The organism is Acetobacter oryzifermentans (assembly GCF_001628715.1).
GTDB lineage: Bacteria > Pseudomonadota > Alphaproteobacteria > Acetobacterales > Acetobacteraceae > Acetobacter > Acetobacter oryzifermentans.
This window is the reverse complement of sequence record NZ_CP011120.1, coordinates 112,924-129,235: the sequence shown is the minus strand read 5'-3', so window position 1 is coordinate 129,235 and position 16,312 is coordinate 112,924. Positions and strand designations below refer to the sequence as shown.

The 16,312-nt window shown below is 53.5% G+C and carries 12 protein-coding genes, 2 tRNA genes and 1 pseudogene; 9 read left to right on the top strand and 6 right to left on the bottom strand.

The features are described from left to right. Positions 1 to 11: 11 nt before the first annotated feature. The 3 genes from atpA to WG31_RS00575 form a co-directional block, all read right to left on the bottom strand. Positions 12 to 1,547, bottom strand: coding sequence for a F0F1 ATP synthase subunit alpha (gene atpA / locus WG31_RS00585; protein ID WP_063353293.1), 1,536 nt, complete (start codon positions 1,545 to 1,547; stop codon positions 12 to 14). After that, positions 1,547 to 2,170, bottom strand: a complete 624-nt coding sequence (gene atpH, locus WG31_RS00580; RefSeq protein ID WP_006116700.1) for an ATP synthase F1 subunit delta — start codon at positions 2,168 to 2,170, stop codon at positions 1,547 to 1,549. The genes atpA and atpH overlap by 1 nt, the downstream gene beginning before the upstream one ends. A gap of 287 nt (positions 2,171 to 2,457) precedes the next feature. After that, positions 2,458 to 2,531 (bottom strand) — tRNA-Gly (locus tag WG31_RS00575). 224 nt (positions 2,532 to 2,755) lie between these two features. On the opposite strand from WG31_RS00575, the gene WG31_RS00570 reads away from it, so the two are divergent. The 4 genes from WG31_RS00570 (at position 2,756) to WG31_RS00555 (ending at position 5,488) form a co-directional block, all read left to right on the top strand. Continuing rightward, positions 2,756 to 2,832: transfer RNA gene (locus tag WG31_RS00570), tRNA-Trp, on the top strand. Positions 2,833 to 2,975: 143 nt separating this feature from the next. Continuing rightward, the gene (gene secE / locus WG31_RS00565; protein ID WP_003629800.1) at positions 2,976 to 3,170 is read left to right on the top strand and encodes a preprotein translocase subunit SecE; all 195 of its coding nucleotides are present in this window, start codon (positions 2,976 to 2,978) and stop codon (positions 3,168 to 3,170) included. Positions 3,171 to 3,174: 4 nt separating this feature from the next. Further along, positions 3,175 to 3,705 (top strand): transcription termination/antitermination protein NusG, encoded by a 531-nt coding sequence (gene nusG / locus WG31_RS00560; RefSeq protein WP_003629802.1) that lies wholly within the window; start codon positions 3,175 to 3,177, stop codon positions 3,703 to 3,705. Positions 3,706 to 3,853: 148 nt separating this feature from the next. Beyond that, a complete protein-coding gene (locus tag WG31_RS00555; protein ID WP_063353292.1) occupies positions 3,854 to 5,488 on the top strand; it encodes an NAD-dependent malic enzyme in 1,635 nt (544 codons plus the stop codon). 56 nt (positions 5,489 to 5,544) lie between these two features. Here the strand turns inward: WG31_RS00555 and WG31_RS00550 are convergent. Next, a pseudogene (locus WG31_RS00550) lies at positions 5,545 to 7,571 on the bottom strand (prolyl oligopeptidase family serine peptidase). 110 nt (positions 7,572 to 7,681) lie between these two features. Here WG31_RS00550 and WG31_RS00545 point away from each other — a divergent pair. Further along, positions 7,682 to 8,344: a DedA family protein gene (locus WG31_RS00545; RefSeq protein WP_006116695.1), complete on the top strand. Its 663-nt coding sequence runs from the start codon at positions 7,682 to 7,684 to the stop codon at positions 8,342 to 8,344. After that, positions 8,341 to 9,291, top strand: a complete 951-nt coding sequence (locus tag WG31_RS00540) for an SDR family oxidoreductase (RefSeq protein WP_063353290.1) — start codon at positions 8,341 to 8,343, stop codon at positions 9,289 to 9,291. The genes WG31_RS00545 and WG31_RS00540 overlap by 4 nt, the downstream gene beginning before the upstream one ends. Positions 9,292 to 9,344: 53 nt before the next feature. Here the strand turns inward: WG31_RS00540 and WG31_RS00535 are convergent, their stop codons facing one another. Then, positions 9,345 to 11,693, bottom strand: coding sequence for a helicase-related protein (locus WG31_RS00535; protein ID WP_063353289.1), 2,349 nt, complete (start codon positions 11,691 to 11,693; stop codon positions 9,345 to 9,347). Between the two features lie 318 nt (positions 11,694 to 12,011). Between WG31_RS00535 and WG31_RS00530 the strand changes: the two genes are divergently transcribed. From WG31_RS00530 to WG31_RS00520, 3 genes are read left to right on the top strand one after another with little or no spacing between them, the layout of a single operon-like run. Next, on the top strand, positions 12,012 to 12,908 hold the full coding sequence (locus WG31_RS00530) for a ferredoxin--NADP reductase (protein WP_063353288.1): 897 nt from the start codon (positions 12,012 to 12,014) through the stop codon (positions 12,906 to 12,908). A 60-nt stretch (positions 12,909 to 12,968) separates the two neighbouring features. Beyond that, the gene (gorA, locus tag WG31_RS00525) at positions 12,969 to 14,366 is read left to right on the top strand and encodes a glutathione-disulfide reductase (protein ID WP_063353287.1); all 1,398 of its coding nucleotides are present in this window, start codon (positions 12,969 to 12,971) and stop codon (positions 14,364 to 14,366) included. 6 nt (positions 14,367 to 14,372) lie between these two features. Further along, a complete protein-coding gene (locus WG31_RS00520; protein WP_006116690.1) occupies positions 14,373 to 15,737 on the top strand; it encodes a dihydroorotase in 1,365 nt (454 codons plus the stop codon). 95 nt (positions 15,738 to 15,832) lie between these two features. On the opposite strand, the gene WG31_RS00515 is transcribed toward WG31_RS00520, so the two are convergent. Further along, positions 15,833 to 16,297 (bottom strand): hypothetical protein, encoded by a 465-nt coding sequence (locus WG31_RS00515; protein WP_003629813.1) that lies wholly within the window; start codon positions 16,295 to 16,297, stop codon positions 15,833 to 15,835. Between the last annotated feature and the right edge of the window lie 15 nt (positions 16,298 to 16,312).

Here is a 16,312-nt window from a genome sequence, read left to right as displayed (position 1 = left end):
ATTCTACCCTCTTAGCCGGCAAAGTTGCGGTTGAAGGTTGTCAGGTATTCTGTCAGGCACGCTTCCAGATCTTTGGAAATGGCCTTTTCCTTTTTAATGGTATCCAGAATATCTTTACCTGCGCTACGCACATCGTTCAGCAGCGCACGCTCCCAACCCACAACCTTATCGACAGCAATACCATCAACAAAACCACGGGTTCCGGCAAAGAGCACAACAACCTGTTCTTCAACAGTAAGCGGAGAAGACTGGCTCTGCTTCAGCAACTCAACCAAACGGGCACCACGTGCCAGCATCTTCTGAGTTGCCGGATCAAGATCAGATGCAAACTGGGAGAACGCAGCCATTTCACGATACTGCGCCAGCTCTAGCTTAATCTTACCCGCAACCTGCTTCATGGCCTTAATCTGTGCGGCAGAACCCACACGAGACACTGAACCACCCACGTTTACCGCAGGACGAATGCCACGATAGAACAGGTCGGTTTCAAGGAAGATCTGACCATCTGTAATGGAAATAACATTTGTCGGAATATAGGCAGAAACGTCACCAGCCTGCGTTTCAATAACAGGCAGAGCCGTAAGAGAACCAGCGCCATATTCGTCAGACATCTTCGCAGCGCGTTCCAGCAAACGGGAATGCAGGAAGAACACGTCACCCGGATAAGCTTCACGGCCTGGCGGACGACGCAGCAGCAGGGACATCTGACGATAAGCCACAGCCTGCTTGGAAAGGTCATCGTAGCAGATCAGGGCATGCATACCGTTGTCACGGAAGTATTCACCCATTGCGCAAGCAGCATAAGGCGCCAGATACTGCAACGGAGCCGGGTCAGATGCGGTAGCCGCAACGACGATGGAATATTTCATCGCGCCTTTTTCTTCCAACAGACGCACAAGCTGCGCAACTGTGGAACGCTTCTGGCCGACGGCAACGTAAATGCAGTATAGTGACTTTTTATCGTCACCTTCATCATTCACTGTTTTCTGGGCAAGAATAGTGTCTGTCAGAATGGTAGTTTTACCAGTCTGACGGTCACCAATCACCAGTTCACGCTGACCGCGGCCAACTGGCACGAGAGCATCAATAGCCTTAATACCGGTCTGCATAGGTTCATGCACGGACTGACGCGGCATAATACCCGGCGCTTTTACTTCAGCGCGGCGCAACTCAACGTCCGTCAGCGGGCCTTTGCCGTCAATTGGGTTACCCAGACCATCAACAACACGGCCAAGAAGCCCCTTACCGACAGGGACACTCACCACCATACCGGAACGTGTGACCGTGTCACCTTCACGGATGTTGGTGTCATCACCAAAAATAACGATACCGACGTTATCGCTTTCCAGGTTCAGGGCCATGCCCTTCTGACCGGCGGTCGGAAAGTCCACCAGTTCGCCTGACATTACATTCTGCAGGCCGAACACACGGGCAATACCGTCTCCAACAGACAGAATCGTGCCGGTTTCGACAACATCAGATTCCTTGTCGAACGAGGCAATCTGCTGCTTGAGGATATCCGAAATCTCTGCGGGACGGATTTCCATCACGCGGCTCCCTTCATGGCGTAATGCAAACGAAACAGGCGAGTCTTAAGGCTGGCGTCATAAAGCTTTGCCCCCACCCGCACGACCAAACCGCCGAGGAGGGAGGAATCGACACGCTCGCGAATATTAATACGGGAGTATCCGGCTTCTGCCAGCCGTGCCTGCACTTGGGCACGCTGCTCAGGCGTAAGCGGATAAGCGCTGGCAACTTCTGCCACCACTTCACCCCGGCGGGAAACAGCTAACGCATCAAGCGCAGCCAGAATCCGGCGCAAAACAGGCAGGCGGCGGTTATCAGCCACAACGCCTACAAAATTACGAAGAGTCTGCCCGAACCCCTGTGCCTCAAGCACAGCCAAAACGGCTTTGCGAGATACAAGGACATCAAGACGCCTGTCTTCCAGGACTGTGCGCAAAGGCGCACTTTCATCAATCAGGCGCGCAAGTGCGGCACCTTCATCAAGCACTGCATCCAACTGGCGCTGTTCGGCTGCAAGATCATAAAGCGCCGTTGCATAACGGCCTTCAAGACCATTGGAAGCAAAAGCAACCGGTTGTGCTGTCGTTACGCCCGAGGCCACCACTCTTTTGGTTCTTTCCTTCTGTGCGCGCCGGCATTCCACACTAACAAACTCTGACGGTGCCGCAGCTTATCCGTTAAAGGCCTTACAGCACGCAACCATCGGCGCGGCCTCTAGCATGCTCATCAGCCCCACGCAACATCCCTGACGCGCCATTTTTATTTCCGCACCTGTTTACACCACCAAAAGCGTGCAAAAACAGGCTATAAACCACCACAAACCACGAAACACAAAAAGACGCCAGACACGTAATAAAAAACTCACCCTCAACATCTACGAGATGCCACGGCGAGAATTTTTGAACTGCCAAATTTTTGGGAAATGTAAGATGGAGCGGACAGAGGGAATCGAACCCTCCTCAGTAGCTTGGAAGGCTACTGCATTACCACTATGCTATGCCCGCATATTTCTTGTGTTTTTGCCACTAACCCCAAAGACAACATTTTGCAAGTTTGAAGAGAAAATTTTTGATCACACGCTAAAAAAGAACGGGCACTTGTTGTTTCCCTCTTGACTTTAAGCCCACAACATATTTTCTTCCGCCACCTGCAAAGGCTGCTGTTAAGTGGCTGGTCAGGCTGGCGGTTATCCGTTATAGCTTTGATCCAGCTACGGCAGACAGGCTGTAGGGGTGTAGCTCAATTGGCTAGAGCGCCGGTCTCCAAAACCGGAGGTTGTGGGTTCGAGACCCTCCACCCCTGCCAGGTTTAAGATTGCAGGTTCTGCGCCGTAGTTCCGCCTCGTTTTTCTAAGTTTCAACGCGGAAATCCTGTGTGGAATGTGTGGTGTATTCAGGACTGCCACCGGAAAAATATCCGGTTTTCGTGCAGTGTAGAAAGGGTGGTTCGTGTCGTTCAGTCCCGGTAAGTTCCTGCATGATGTGCGTGCCGAGGCGGAACGGGTCACATGGCCCACCCGCCGTGCTACCTTGGTTACCACGGGCGCCGTTCTGGCCATGGCAGGCATGGCATCCATTTTCTTCTTTTTTGTTGACCAGCTGATCGGTCTCGGTGTGCGTCAACTTTTCGGGCTGGGAGGCTAACGACATGGCCAAGCGCTGGTATGTGGTTCACGTCTATTCGGGCTTCGAAAAGAAAATTGCCCAGCACATTCGCGAAGAAGCAGAACAGAAGGGCCTGAGCGACCATATTGATGAAATTCTGGTGCCTTCCGAGGAAGTCATTGAAGTGCGTCGTGGTCAGAAGGTGAATACGGAACGCAAGTTCTTCCCCGGCTATGTGCTCGTCAAAATGGAAATGACTGACGAAACGTGGCACCTGGTAAAAGACACACCAAAGGTTACGGGCTTTCTGGGAACCAGAAATCGCCCTACCCCTATTTCTGCGGCCGAAGCTGAACGCATTATCAAGCAGACAGAAGAAGGTGTGCAGCATCCTCGTTCTGCCGTATCGTTTGAAGTGGGTGAGCAGATTCGTGTGGCAGATGGTCCGTTCACATCCTTCAATGGTGTAATTGAGGAAGTGGACGAAGAAAAAGGCCGCTTGAAAGTAAGTGTCTCCATTTTTGGGCGCTCCACACCGGTGGATCTGGAATACAATCAGGTGGAAAAGCTGTAAAATCAGCTTTCCCATTTGCAAGAACTCAAGGCGGCCTTGGTGCCGCCTTTTTTATTGTCTTAACCCAGACCTGCTGTTTTGCACCCTTCCCCTCTGCATAAAAAACCGCTGTAATCTTGCCCTTGGCCTCACAATTCATGGAGTTATCATGCCATCTGCTTCCACGCCCCAACTGCGAGGAATGGCCCTTCTTAATAATGCGCACCTGAACAAGGGCACGGCGTTTACCGAGGAAGAGCGCCGCCTTTATGGGCTGGAAGGACTGTTACCCACACAAGTTGAAAACCTAGACAGGCAGGTAGAGCGTATCCACCGCCACCTTGAGGCCAAACCCAGCAATCTGGAACGCTACATCTATCTGAGTGGCCTGCGCGACCAAAACGAAACCCTGTTTTACAAGGTTTTAATGTCTAACCCGGCCCGATTCGTACCAATTGTGTACGCACCCACGCTGGCCGCCGTATGCCAACAGTTCAGCCATATCTATCGCCGTCCGCGCGGCATGTATATCAGCTTGGATATGCGTGGCCGCATTAAAGACGTGCTGCGCAACTGGCCTATGGAAAATGTTCGCTTTATGTGCGTGACCACAGGTGGCCGTATTCTGGGGCTTGGAGATATTGGCGTAAACGGCATGGGTATCCCCATTGGCAAGTTGGATCTGTATACGGCTTGCGGTGCAGTACCTCCCGATTCGCTTTTGCCTGTGCAGCTTGATATTGGTACCACAAACAGTGCCCTAAGAGCCGATCCTCTGTATCTGGGCCTACGGCGTGAACCACCCCCGATAGAAGAGCTAGATTCTTTTGTGGAAGAATTCATTCAGGCCGTGCAGGAAGTTTTCCCGCAAAGCTGTATCCATTTTGAGGATTGGAAGGGCACAGATGCCCTACGCTACCTCAAAAAATATCATGATCGTGTGCTGTGCTATAATGATGATATTCAGGGCACAGCTGCCGTTACGCTGGCTGGCCTGATTACAGCCTTGAAAATCAAGAACGAATCGCTGGCCCAACAGCGCTTCTTGTTCTTGGGGGCTGGTTCCTCCGGCATCGGCACTGCCGATATGCTGGTTTCCGCCTTGAAACAGGAAGGGCTATCTGAACAGGAAGCCATTGACCGCATTACATTGATGGATGTGAACGGTCTTTTAGAAACATCCCGCTCTGATCTGCTGCCTGAGCAGGAACGTTTTGCCAAAAATCTTCCGCCATCACGTGATCTGCTGGGCACGATCAAAACTGTTAAACCCACAGTGCTGATTGGTGTTTCCACTGCTGGCGGTTCTTTCACCCAAGAGGTGGTGGAAGAAATGAGCAAACTGAATGAACGCCCCATTATTTTCCCGCTTTCTCTGCCACAGAAAAATGGGGAATGCACGGCTGAGCAAGCTTATGAATGGTCTAAAGGCCGCGCACTTTTTGCAGCAGGCCTACAGTATCCGGAAGTGACGTATAATGATCGTACGTTCTATCCGGGCCAGGCTAATAATTTCTACATCTTTCCGGCTTTAGGGCTGGCCGTATATGCTACGCGCCCCAAGCTGATTACAGATGAAATGGTGATTGAAGCCGCACAGGCTCTGGCAGATCAGGTAGATCCGGCAGCGCGTGAACGGGGCCGTTTGTTCCCGCCACAAAGCGATATTCTGGAAGTGTCCATCACCTCCGCCACACGTATTGCGGAGTTTATTTTTGATAAAGATGCAGCAACCGTTGAACGCCCCACAGACATTCGGGCGTGGATTGAAAACCTGACTTACAAACCACGCTATACAGACTGACCACGAACAATGGCTGAAGGAACAACCGTCCTTCAGCCATTTTCCATTTCTACAGGTTAGTTTTGCGTAGCAAATCCAAACACACGGGCATAAAAAGCCAACTCTTCCGCAAAAGCGGCACGAATAGTCGCCTCCTTACGGAAGCCATGCCCTTCTCCTTCAAATTCTCGTAAAGTTACCGGAGTGCCTGCTGCTTTTAAGGCATCCGCCATAGAATAGGCCTGTTCTGGCGGCACAACTTTATCGTCCATGCCCTGCAACAACAGCACCGGTGCGCGAATCTGATCGGCAACGAAGATTGGAGAGCGCTGTAGATAAAGTGCCTCAGCTTCTGGCCACGGGCCAATCAGACCATCTAGGTAGCGTGCTTCAAATTTATGTGTTTCCTGCGCCAAGGCTCGCAGATCGGTTACGCCATACAGGCTTACACCTGCTGCAAATATATCTGAAACAGCCAACGCTACCAGTACGGTCATGCCCCCTGCACTGGAACCACGAATAGCTATGCGATTCGGATCTACTCGCCCCGATTCCACAACGGCACGGCAAGCAGACAGACAATCTGCCACATCCACCACACCCCACTGGCCTTTCAGACGATTCCGCCATGCGCGCCCGAATCCGGTAGAGCCACCATAATTCACATCCAACACAGCAAAGCCGCGAGACGTCCACCACTGGATTTTAAAAGATAGTCCTTCCTGCGCCCGAGCTGTGGGGCCTCCGTGCACCTGCACAACCATGGGGGGTAACTCACCCTTTGGCACGGATGCATGCTGGTTGGTGGGAGGGTAAAAGAAGGCATGGCCACATAGGCCATTTTCTCCGTCCACCGAAAAACGAATCGATTCGGGAATGGAGATATCTGCCGCATCCAGCCGTTCTGTTGATGAACGCTGCAAAATAATCTCTGCCCCATTCTCTGGCATACCCACCACAACAGAAGGCAGCGCATCTGGCGGCGCTTGCAACCATGCAAAACGACCATCTGCCAAGGGAACGGGGCATTGATCGGGTTTGGCATGGAAGATACGGTAATCAGAGTCTCGATCCGGTTTTATCCAGCATGTTGCCTGCCCCTGCGTAACTGCCAAAACCAGACAGCCCTCATTTTTAAGCAGTTGATAGCTACTCTGCCCAAATACCCATGCAGGCTGCCCTATCTCTCCTTCTGGAGCAGGATAACGGGATAAAGTTGGGTTGTTTTCCTGCCAATGGACGTTCCATACAGTCCAGCTTCCTGAACGATCAGACAGAACCAATAATCGCCCATCAGATGCCCATCGCGGCTCTATAAGCGATTCGCTTGTTTGTTCACCTGCCAACACACGGGCATCTGCAATGCCGCAGATTTCGCCTGAAGCATTTCGCTGAACACGGGCGAGACACAGGCGCGTAGCATCCCACGGCATGTTGGGGTGATCCCACTCAACCCACGTCACCCATTTCCCATCTGGTGAAAAAGCCGGGGCCGCATAAAAATCTGCTCCAGCTTTAAGCACGACACCGGCTTTGTTGCCCTGCACGTGTAACGCCACCAGTGCCGTTTTGGCTTCTCCCGCTTTTTGGTGATCTTCCCGCACGGCCAGCACTGCTTCAGAATTCACATCAAACCGCAGATCTGCAAACCGAAGCCCTGCCTCTCCGGCCATAAAAACCGCTTCTGTTTCTGATTCCCTACGCAGCCACACATTTCCTGTGCGTTTATCAGAATAGGCAATGCTCCCGCTTTTAACTGCATAAGCTCCGCCACCATACTCGTGCACGCGGGTTGCTACATCTGTATCTGGCGCCAGTGCTTCAGAGGCCCCTTCTGCCTGAGTCCACCGCATCAGCACAGAGCGACCTGCCTCTGCAGGCCGCCGTTCCAGCCAGAAAACTGTATTTTCTACGGCCCGAACCTCGGAAAAGGACAGTGTCTTTCCTGCCACCAGATCCGGCGTAACAGGAGAAGGCCATGTGCCACACGGCATTGGCTGTACAGAAGAAGAAAAAGGAGGTGTGTTATTCATGCAGATATTTTTACCATTCCGACTGTTGCATCCAGAAAAACATGCGCCCAGACACTGCACGTGTTAAGCATTCCGACATACACTCTTACGCAGAATGCTTGACATAACAGAACCTGAACGGTTTCTGCCGTGAGCAGTCTCGTGCTCTGTCTAAATTGGATGTTCTGTTCTGTTACACTCTTTGCACAATTTCTTTTCAGTAGATTACCTAAGCAGCCTTTTCGCCCATTACGGTTATGGGGTGGTCGGGGTTGTGGTAATGCTAGAAAGCATGGGCTTTCCGCTGCCAGCAGAAAGCCTGCTTATTACCGGAGCGCTGTTTTGTGCCACAACGCACAAACTGCATATTGAGGGCGTAGCACTGGCCGGAGTGCTGGGCGCCATTATGGGCGACAATTTTGGCTATCTGATTGGCCATCTTGTTGGGCTAAGAGTGTTACAAAAATACGGGCCTAAAATTGGCCTCACATCTCAGCGCCTTTTGCTAGGGCGCTACGTTTTTCTTAAACATGGCGGCCCGGTTGTATTTTTTGGGCGGTTTATTGCCGTGCTACGTATGTTTGTGGCCCTGTTGGCTGGGGCGAACCATATGCCGTGGCATACGTTTCTGCTCCATAACGCACTTGGTGGCATATTCTGGGCGGGAGGCTATACGCTTGTTGCCTATCTGCTGGGCAATGAGATCCTCCGGCTTTCCGGCCCTCTGGCTATCGCCTTTGGAGCGGTGGCCTGTATTGTGATTGGGTCTTTGTTCATATTCATCAAGCGCAATGAAAAACGTCTGACGGAGGAAGCCATGAAAGCAGCCGAGCAGGATGAACGCCTGAAAGTTCTTCCCTCATGACAGGGCGCAGAGCATGGCGCGTTAACCACAGCCAGCCTGACCTAAAAGGGCAGGTTGCTCTTGTAACCGGTGGCAATAGTGGGCTGGGGTTTCAGGTTGCTTTGGGACTCGCGCATAGGGGCGCACGTTTATTGTTGCCTGTAAGGCATGCAGAGCGTGGGCGTGAGGCCGTATCCCGCATCAAAGCAGAATGTCCAAATGCACAGATTATTCCATTGTCTCTGGATCTTTCTTCGCTCCAGTCTGTCGCAGAATGTGCAGCCGCTGTTACAAAATATACGGATAGGCTGAACCTGCTGGTCAACAATGCGGGCGTTATGGCCCCAACACGCCGTAGGGAAACCAAAAACGGGTTTGAGCTTCAGTTTGGGGTGAATCATTTAGGACATTTTGCCCTGACAGCCCATTTGCGACATTTGTTGGAAAGTGCTCCGGGCGGAGGTGTTGTTGTAAGTGTTGCCAGTTTGGCAGCCTGCAAAGGCCACATTCGCTTTGATGATCTGCAATCCCGTTATCGCTACAGCCCTTTTGGGGCATATCAGCAAAGCAAGCTGGCCAACCTACTTTTTGCCATGGAATTGGCACGCCGAGCAGGTGAGCAAGGGTGGAATGTGCATGCCCGCGCAGCTCATCCTGGCTGGGCCAGCACATCCATTATTGCCAATGGGCAAGCGGCTAGTCTGCCCGCCCCTCTCGGTCGTATTGAACAATTTCTGGGCAGCATCGTTCTGCGTGCTATGGGGCAATCCGCTGCGCATGGGGCTGAGCCTATTTTGTACGCAGCACTGTCCCCCACCGCACGAGATGGGGATTATTACGGCCCACAAGGATATCAGGAAAGACGCGGCCCACCCGGCCCGGCCCATATTCCTCCCACTGCGCGCAAAGGCAGCACAGCCGCACGCCTATGGGATGTTTCTGAAAGGCTGACCGGCACAAGCTGGTAATATCTTACAAAAAGGGTGGTGTCTCATGAAACCAGACACCACCCTTTTTGTATTCAAAATCGGGTCGAACGACGTGTGCGGCTCTGCTGCCGTAATACGCTTTCAATCCAATCATTCAACCTGCGCGTGGTATCCTCCGCTTCTTCCCGATCTGGGTAGATTTCGGGGAAGCGTAGCGCCAACCAACGCCATGCCACCAAACGCTTGTGCCGTTTTTCGGCCCGTTCCAGCTCTTCACGCCCTGCCCGCTCACTTGGGGGTAAACGGCCTGTGCCCGGTGGCAATACGCGCCGCCCTGCCGCATGATCTGCCGCCCAACCCACCAAACGGCGAATACCATTATCTCGGTCATCCACCGGGCACATGGCGTAAGACCAGCGCGTTGTCAGATCCAAGCCTTCTACCCCTTCCAGAGCAGATGCAATGGCAAAAGCCTGTTCCATATCTGACAAGCGATAATTCGGATCATCTTTACGCAACACGGCACGGTGAATCCGTGAGAGAACGCCATACAAGCTTTGAGAGCCAATTTCCGTTGCCACAGCTTTCACAATATCAGCATCGGGCTGTACATATGGTCTCAAATCATCGGGCTGTTCTGGGTCTGCTTCCAACTGCCGCCGAATAAAGGTTGGGCTGCCCGCACCAGCAAGAACCGCAACAACACCGGTTTCATGCTTGCCAAAACGGCCCGCGCGCCCGCCAATCTGCTTCACTTCCTGCACGGTTAAATCTCGCGTCTGGCGGCCATCGTATTTTTTCAGGGCCGCAAATACCACACGCTTGATAGAAAGATTAAGCCCCATGCCAATGGCATCTGTGGCCACCAGAATATCGGCCTCTCCATCATTAAAACGCTGTGCTTCGGCACGCCGCACCTCTGGGCTTAACGCTCCATACACCACGGCCACACGTTTGCCGTGCTGAAGCAGGGCTGCGCGTAAATCCAGAACTTCACGGCGGGAGAATGCAATCAGCGCATCCCCTGCCCCCAGATCCGCCAATCGCACAGGGTGCGATGCCGCACGCAGCGGGCTTTTGCGCTCCAGAGAAATTTCATCCAGCGGATCACCGCACAGTTCGGCAATACGCCGCACCATGGGAATACAATCTGGTGCCCCCAATACATAGAGATGGCGCGCGGGTGCCCCCATAATGGCGGCTGTCCATGCTGCACCGCGGTCTGTATCAAACAGCATCTGGGCTTCATCAATAACAGCTACATCTACGGGGCTGTAAAACGGGCACATTTCTACGGTTGCAGCCAGATGCTTGCTGCCCGGCACCACAATCCGTTCTTCACCCGTGGAAAGAGACGCCTCAACACCTCTAGAAGCCAGCGCTTCACGAAATTCATGAGCCAATAATCGCAACGGGGCTAAGGCCAGACCACTTTCGGCTTGTGCCAATGCGTTCAAAGCCGTGTAGGATTTACCGCTATTGGTTGGCCCTGTAACAAGCGTAATCTGCCGGTTGAGCGCACGTGCTGTACGAAAATGCGCAGCATAGCGATCTAACGCCGCCACGCGGGCAATAACGGAATTGGCCACCTTGCGGCCCATATCCGGTGCCGTTTTGGGGCCACCAATTTCTGCCCCACGGCCATTATCTTTCCGCCACTCTCCCACCTTACCACGCAAGGCGACCAAAGCAGCCGGATCAAACTCCCACCGTTCACGCCCGCCGGATTCGCGCACCTTTCTGGCAAACGGCAAACGGTTTTCTGCAATCCAGCGCAAAGCCTCACGTTGGGAGCAGCGCAGCAGGCGTGGCACTTCAGCAAACGGAACAAGACTTTCTTCCCATTCCCGCAACTGCGCTTCTTCCTTGTTGCGCTTTTGGCGGGCTGTCTGTTCTATTTTACTGGCGGCCTGCTGCCTGCGGGCTTCATCCCGCCGGGCCGTTTCAAGAAACGGGTCTCCCTCTGGCAGGCCAAATGCCACGGCAATAGCCATAAGCAGCAAATCTGTCTGATCTGGAGAGAGCACGCGCCCTGTATCCACCAGATCAGCCTGCACCGTTTCAAACACTGCTCTGGGTGTTGGTGCATACCCACGTAGGCGAGACTCGGCCACGGGCGCAAGCGCACGCTCTAGTGCCTTATCATCGGCCTGCGGGTCTGTAATACCAGAAACCGCTTCTTCTATTTCTTCCCGACTAATCCATATTCGCCCACTGCGGCGTGTTTTATCCAGCAAGCGGGAAATCCAGCGCTTGCGCCGCACCTGGCACAAAACCTGCAGGTAGGTTTCATTCGGCACCTCATGAGCACCCGGCTCAAGATTGCGGGCAAGGCGACGAAGAACTTCGTGTTCTTCCTTGGCCTCTGGGGCAATGGTGGTGTGGGCTACAGCGCAGGCAAGAGCCTGACGGGCTGGAGAAGCAGAGCTGTCTGACGTCATGCCTTCTCTCTTGCGTCATCCTGCGGGCCGGAACAATGCCTTGGCGGCATACTTCATACAAAATAAATCAAAAATCTGCCTTGCCCCCATGGCCTGATTTGGCCATTGTGGCGCCCCCAACCCACCCAGCAGACAGAAGCGGCAGGCGGTTTTCAGCCAGTTACGTGTTGCGCGAACACGTTGTGTGATGAATTTACACTGGCATTAGACGCCTCACCCTTCTAAAAACGCCGCCAGCAAGAAATTCACGGTGCTTTTGTATCTACTACGCAAAAGCACATTGTTCTGATCTGCTACAAGCGGAGTACATAGCGGTCCATGTCTGAAACCATGCTTGAAAACGATATCCTGCCACGGATGTCCGCCTCTGAAGTGCCCAGCGGCCTGCTGCCTGTTGATGGACAGGAAGGCGTGTGGCATCTCGCCCCGCCAACCAAAGAATACGGGCACCTTTACCCTGCCAAGGTTCTGACCGTTCATCACTGGACGGACCGCCTGTTCAGCTTCACCACCACCCGTGACCCCGGCCTGCGCTTTGAAAACGGCCAGTTTGCCATGATCGGGATTGAAGTAGACGGCAAGCCCCTGCTGCGTGCCTATTCCATTGCATCCCCCAACTATGCGGATGAAATGGAATTTCTTTCCATTGCTGTGCCCAACGGCCCGCTGACATCCCGCCTGCGCCACGTAAAGGTGGGTGATACGGTGCTGATCGGCCGCAAACCAACCGGCACATTGCTGCTAGATAACCTGCGCCCCGGCCGTAACCTGTATTTCCTTTCTACAGGCACAGGGCTGGCCCCGTTCATGAGCCTGATCAAAGATCCGGAATGCTACGAACGGTATGACCACGTTATTCTGACACACACTGTACGTCTGTCTGGTGAGCTGGCATATTCCAACCATATCCGCCACGAACTGCCACAGCACGAGTTCCTTGGAGAAGATATCAAGGAAAAGCTGCTATATTATCCAGCCGTTACGCGTGAAGACTTTGCCGTAACAGAACGCATCACCAAGCTGATTGAATCGGGCAAGATCTTCAAGGATCTGAACATTCCTGAGCTTGACCCGGAACATGACCGCGTCATGATCTGCGGTTCTCCAGAAATGCTGGCTGATACAGAAGCCCTGCTGCGTGCGCGTGGGTTTGATGAAGGCAACATGTCCACCCCAGGTGCATACGTGGTGGAAAAAGCGTTTGCTGAAAGATAAGGCACACGTTTTTATGCCCAATACCGCCGCTTAAAACACATTATTAAAGGAGCGCTCCCCATGAGCTATGATTTTGATCTTCTGGTTATTGGGGCGGGCTCCGGCGGCGTACGGTGCGCGCGCATTGCAGCCAGCCACGGTGCGCGCGTTGCCATTGCAGAAAGCCGACATTGGGGCGGCACCTGTGTAAATTTGGGCTGCGTGCCCAAAAAGCTGATGGTGCAGGCCAGTGAATACGGCGATATGGTAGAGGACAGCCACGGTTTTGGCTGGACATCCACCCGCGGCACGCATGACTGGGGCAAGCTCATGGCCGCCAAGGATCGGGAAATTACCCGCCTGAACGGCATTTACGTCTCCATGCTGGAAAAAGCCGGTATTACGCTCTTAACCGGCCATGCCCGGTTTGTAGATGGACACACCATCTGCATTGAACCTTCTTCCCTTGCGCCGAACGAAGCCCCCCGCACTGTTACGGCAGAACGCATTGTTATTGCCACTGGTTCCACCCCCGTAAAACCTGATATCCCCGGCAAGGAACTGGCAATTACCTCTGATGAGGCTTTCCACCTGCCTCAGCGGCCAGAACGAGTGGTTATTATTGGCAGTGGATATATCGGGATTGAATTTGCCGGTATCTTTGCAGGCTTGGGTTCTCAGGTAGATCTGGTGTACAGGCGTGATTTGCCCTTGCGCTGTTTTGATGAAGAAATGCGCAGCGCCATGGCAGAAGCCATTGATGCACGCGGCATTACCCAGCACCGCCACACCTGCCCCACCGCCATTACCAAAGATGGCACAGACCTTGTGGTTACGCTGGATAATGGCCAGCACCTGCGCGCAGATTGCGTTTTTATGGCAACAGGCCGTCGGCCCAAAATTGATGCGCTGGGACTGGAAAATACAGCCATCACCACAGCAGATAATGGGCGCATCAAAGTTGATACCAATAGTGAAACAGCCCAGCCGGATGTTTACGCCATTGGCGATGTAACAGACCGCATCAACCTGACCCCCGTTGCCATTGCAGAAGGCCATCATCTGGCTGACCACCTGTTTGGCAAAGGCCCTGCCCGCCAATGGTGCTACGCCACAACCCCCAAAGCTGTTTTCTTTTCTCCCCCATTGGCAACCGTTGGGCTGACAGAGCAGGAAGCCGCCCGTAATGGCGCGGTGGACATTTATTTCACTCGCTTTACCCCCATGCGGCACACCCTGACCGGCCGCACACGTAAAACAGTGATGAAACTGGTTGTGGACCAAAAAAGCCAAAAGGTTGTGGGGGTGCATATTCTGGGGGATGACGCACCAGAAATGCTGCAAGGTGTAGCCATTGCTGTAACGGCCGAACTGACAAAAACAGATTTTGACCGCACAATTGGTATTCACCCCACATCGGCTGAAGAGCTGGTGACCATGCGTACCCGCACGCGGGAAACCCCGAAAGCTGAAGGATAATTCCCTATGGCACCTTCTGCCCCTTTTATTGGCGACCAGCGCGGCCCTTTTGATCTGGCACTGAAGGGTGGCTCCGTTGTACTGCCTGATGGCACAGTGGAAACCACAGTTTACGTTAAAGGTGGCACCATTGCCGCCATTGGCGGACAAGCTGATGCCGCCCGCACCATAGACTGCACGGGCCTGACCATTCTGCCCGGCGTAATAGATACGCAGGTTCATTTCCGTGAACCCGGCGCCGAGGAAAATGAAAACCTCGAATCCGGCAGCCGTGCAGCCGTGCTGGGTGGGGTAACGGGCGTGTTTGAAATGCCCAACACAAAACCCACCACCTCTACGCCAGAAGCTGTGGCAGACAAGCTGGCCCGCGCAAAAGGCCGCATGTGGTGCGAACATGCCTTTTACGTAGGGGCCACGGTTGATAATGCCGACCAATGTGGTGAGCTTGAAAAATTGCCGGGCACTGCTGGCATTAAGGTGTTTATGGGCTCTTCCACCGGCAGCCTGCTGGTTTCAGAAGACAGTATGTTGGAACGTGTGCTGAAATCTGGACGCCGCCGCGTTGCAATTCATGCCGAAGATGAAACCCGCCTAAAAGAACGTATGGGGGAACGGGTTGAAGGCGACCCATCATCCCACCCTGTTTGGCGGGATGATGAAACAGCCCTACGGGCCACCACCCGTGTGCTGCATCTAGCGCGCAAAACCGGGCGGCGTGTGCATGTGCTGCATATTACCACCCCGGCAGAACTGGCCCTGATTGCCCAGCACCGCGATGTAGCAAGCTGTGAACTCACCCCTCAGCATCTCACACTTGCGGGGGAAGACGCTTACGCCCGCCTTGGCACATTCGCGCAGATGAACCCACCTATCCGCTCCGGCGCACACCGTGACGGCCTGTGGTATTGGGTTTCTCAGGGCTTGCCAGATGTCATTGGGTCTGACCACGCTCCCCACAGCAAGGAAGCAAAGGCCCGTACCTATCCTGCTTCTCCCTCCGGCATGCCGGGCGTGCAAACACTTCTGCCTTTAATGCTCAACCACGTTGCGCACCACCGGCTGACACTGCGCCGCTTGGTAGATCTCACATCCGCAGGGCCACAGCGTTTGTTCGGTTTGGTGCGTAAAGGGCGCATTGCCGTTGGGTATGATGCAGACTTTACAATTGTGGATCTGAAAGCCCAGTGGACGATCAAGGAAGAATGGCTGGCTTCACGCTGCGGGTGGTCTCCTTTTACCGGCAACACCATTACAGGCCGCCCTGTTGGCACCATTATCCGTGGTCATCAGGTTATGTGGGAAGGCACTCTGGCAGACAAAGCCATTGGCGAGCCTTTCCGTTTTGATGCAACAGACAGGCCTGCTGGCTAGCCCTCCGGCACAGCTATTCAGCTCATAGCAAAAAACCCCTTCCACCGCATAAGTGGAAGGGGTTTTGTTTTTGTGGCACTCTACACTTTTAAAAATCAGGGAAAGCTGGATCGTTTATAGGGGTAACGGTCAACCATCATCCGCAGAGGTGCAAATTCCTTGTTGGAAAACGATCTGTAATGCACCTGTGAGCCATCCGGGTTTTCAACAAACACGGTGGAGTTCCAATCTGCCGCACTAATACCTGTCCAGAGCGTAAGCACCAAGGCTTCTTTACCCTGAGCATCGTTCAGCACCATGCGGGCATCGCCTGATGATGGCGGCGTACGCGTTAACGGCCCCCAGCCACCTTTGTTATCCTTAAACCAGTCATTCACCGCCTTTACTTCATCCGGGCTTAAAGCGCGTGTGCGGTGCATGGGGCCAACATCCAAAGTACCACTTGCCACTTGCGGAAAGGAAACCGGCTTGAGGTTAGGCAGAGCCACTTTCCAGATCAGGGCTGCCGTACTGAGCGTAAAAATAAAAAAGCCAATAATAAAAGCCGTCTCTTTCCGCATTATCTGTATCTTTCT

Bases quoted from the DNA above. Each gene is read 5' to 3' on its own strand.
- WG31_RS00535 (WP_063353289.1), bottom strand. From the start codon at position 11,693: ATGACGTCAGACAGCTCTGCTTCTCCAGCCCGTCAGGCTCTTGCCTGC.
- WG31_RS00540 (WP_063353290.1), top strand. From the start codon at position 8,341: ATGACAGGGCGCAGAGCATGGCGCGTTAACCACAGCCAGCCTGACCTA.
- WG31_RS00555 (WP_063353292.1), top strand. From the start codon at position 3,854: ATGCCATCTGCTTCCACGCCCCAACTGCGAGGAATGGCCCTTCTTAAT.
- gorA (WP_063353287.1), top strand. From the start codon at position 12,969: ATGAGCTATGATTTTGATCTTCTGGTTATTGGGGCGGGCTCCGGCGGC.
- nusG (WP_003629802.1), top strand. From the start codon at position 3,175: ATGGCCAAGCGCTGGTATGTGGTTCACGTCTATTCGGGCTTCGAAAAG.
- WG31_RS00515 (WP_003629813.1), bottom strand. From the start codon at position 16,297: ATGCGGAAAGAGACGGCTTTTATTATTGGCTTTTTTATTTTTACGCTC.
- atpA (WP_063353293.1), bottom strand. From the start codon at position 1,547: ATGGAAATCCGTCCCGCAGAGATTTCGGATATCCTCAAGCAGCAGATT.
- WG31_RS00530 (WP_063353288.1), top strand. From the start codon at position 12,012: ATGTCTGAAACCATGCTTGAAAACGATATCCTGCCACGGATGTCCGCC.
- WG31_RS00520 (WP_006116690.1), top strand. From the start codon at position 14,373: ATGGCACCTTCTGCCCCTTTTATTGGCGACCAGCGCGGCCCTTTTGAT.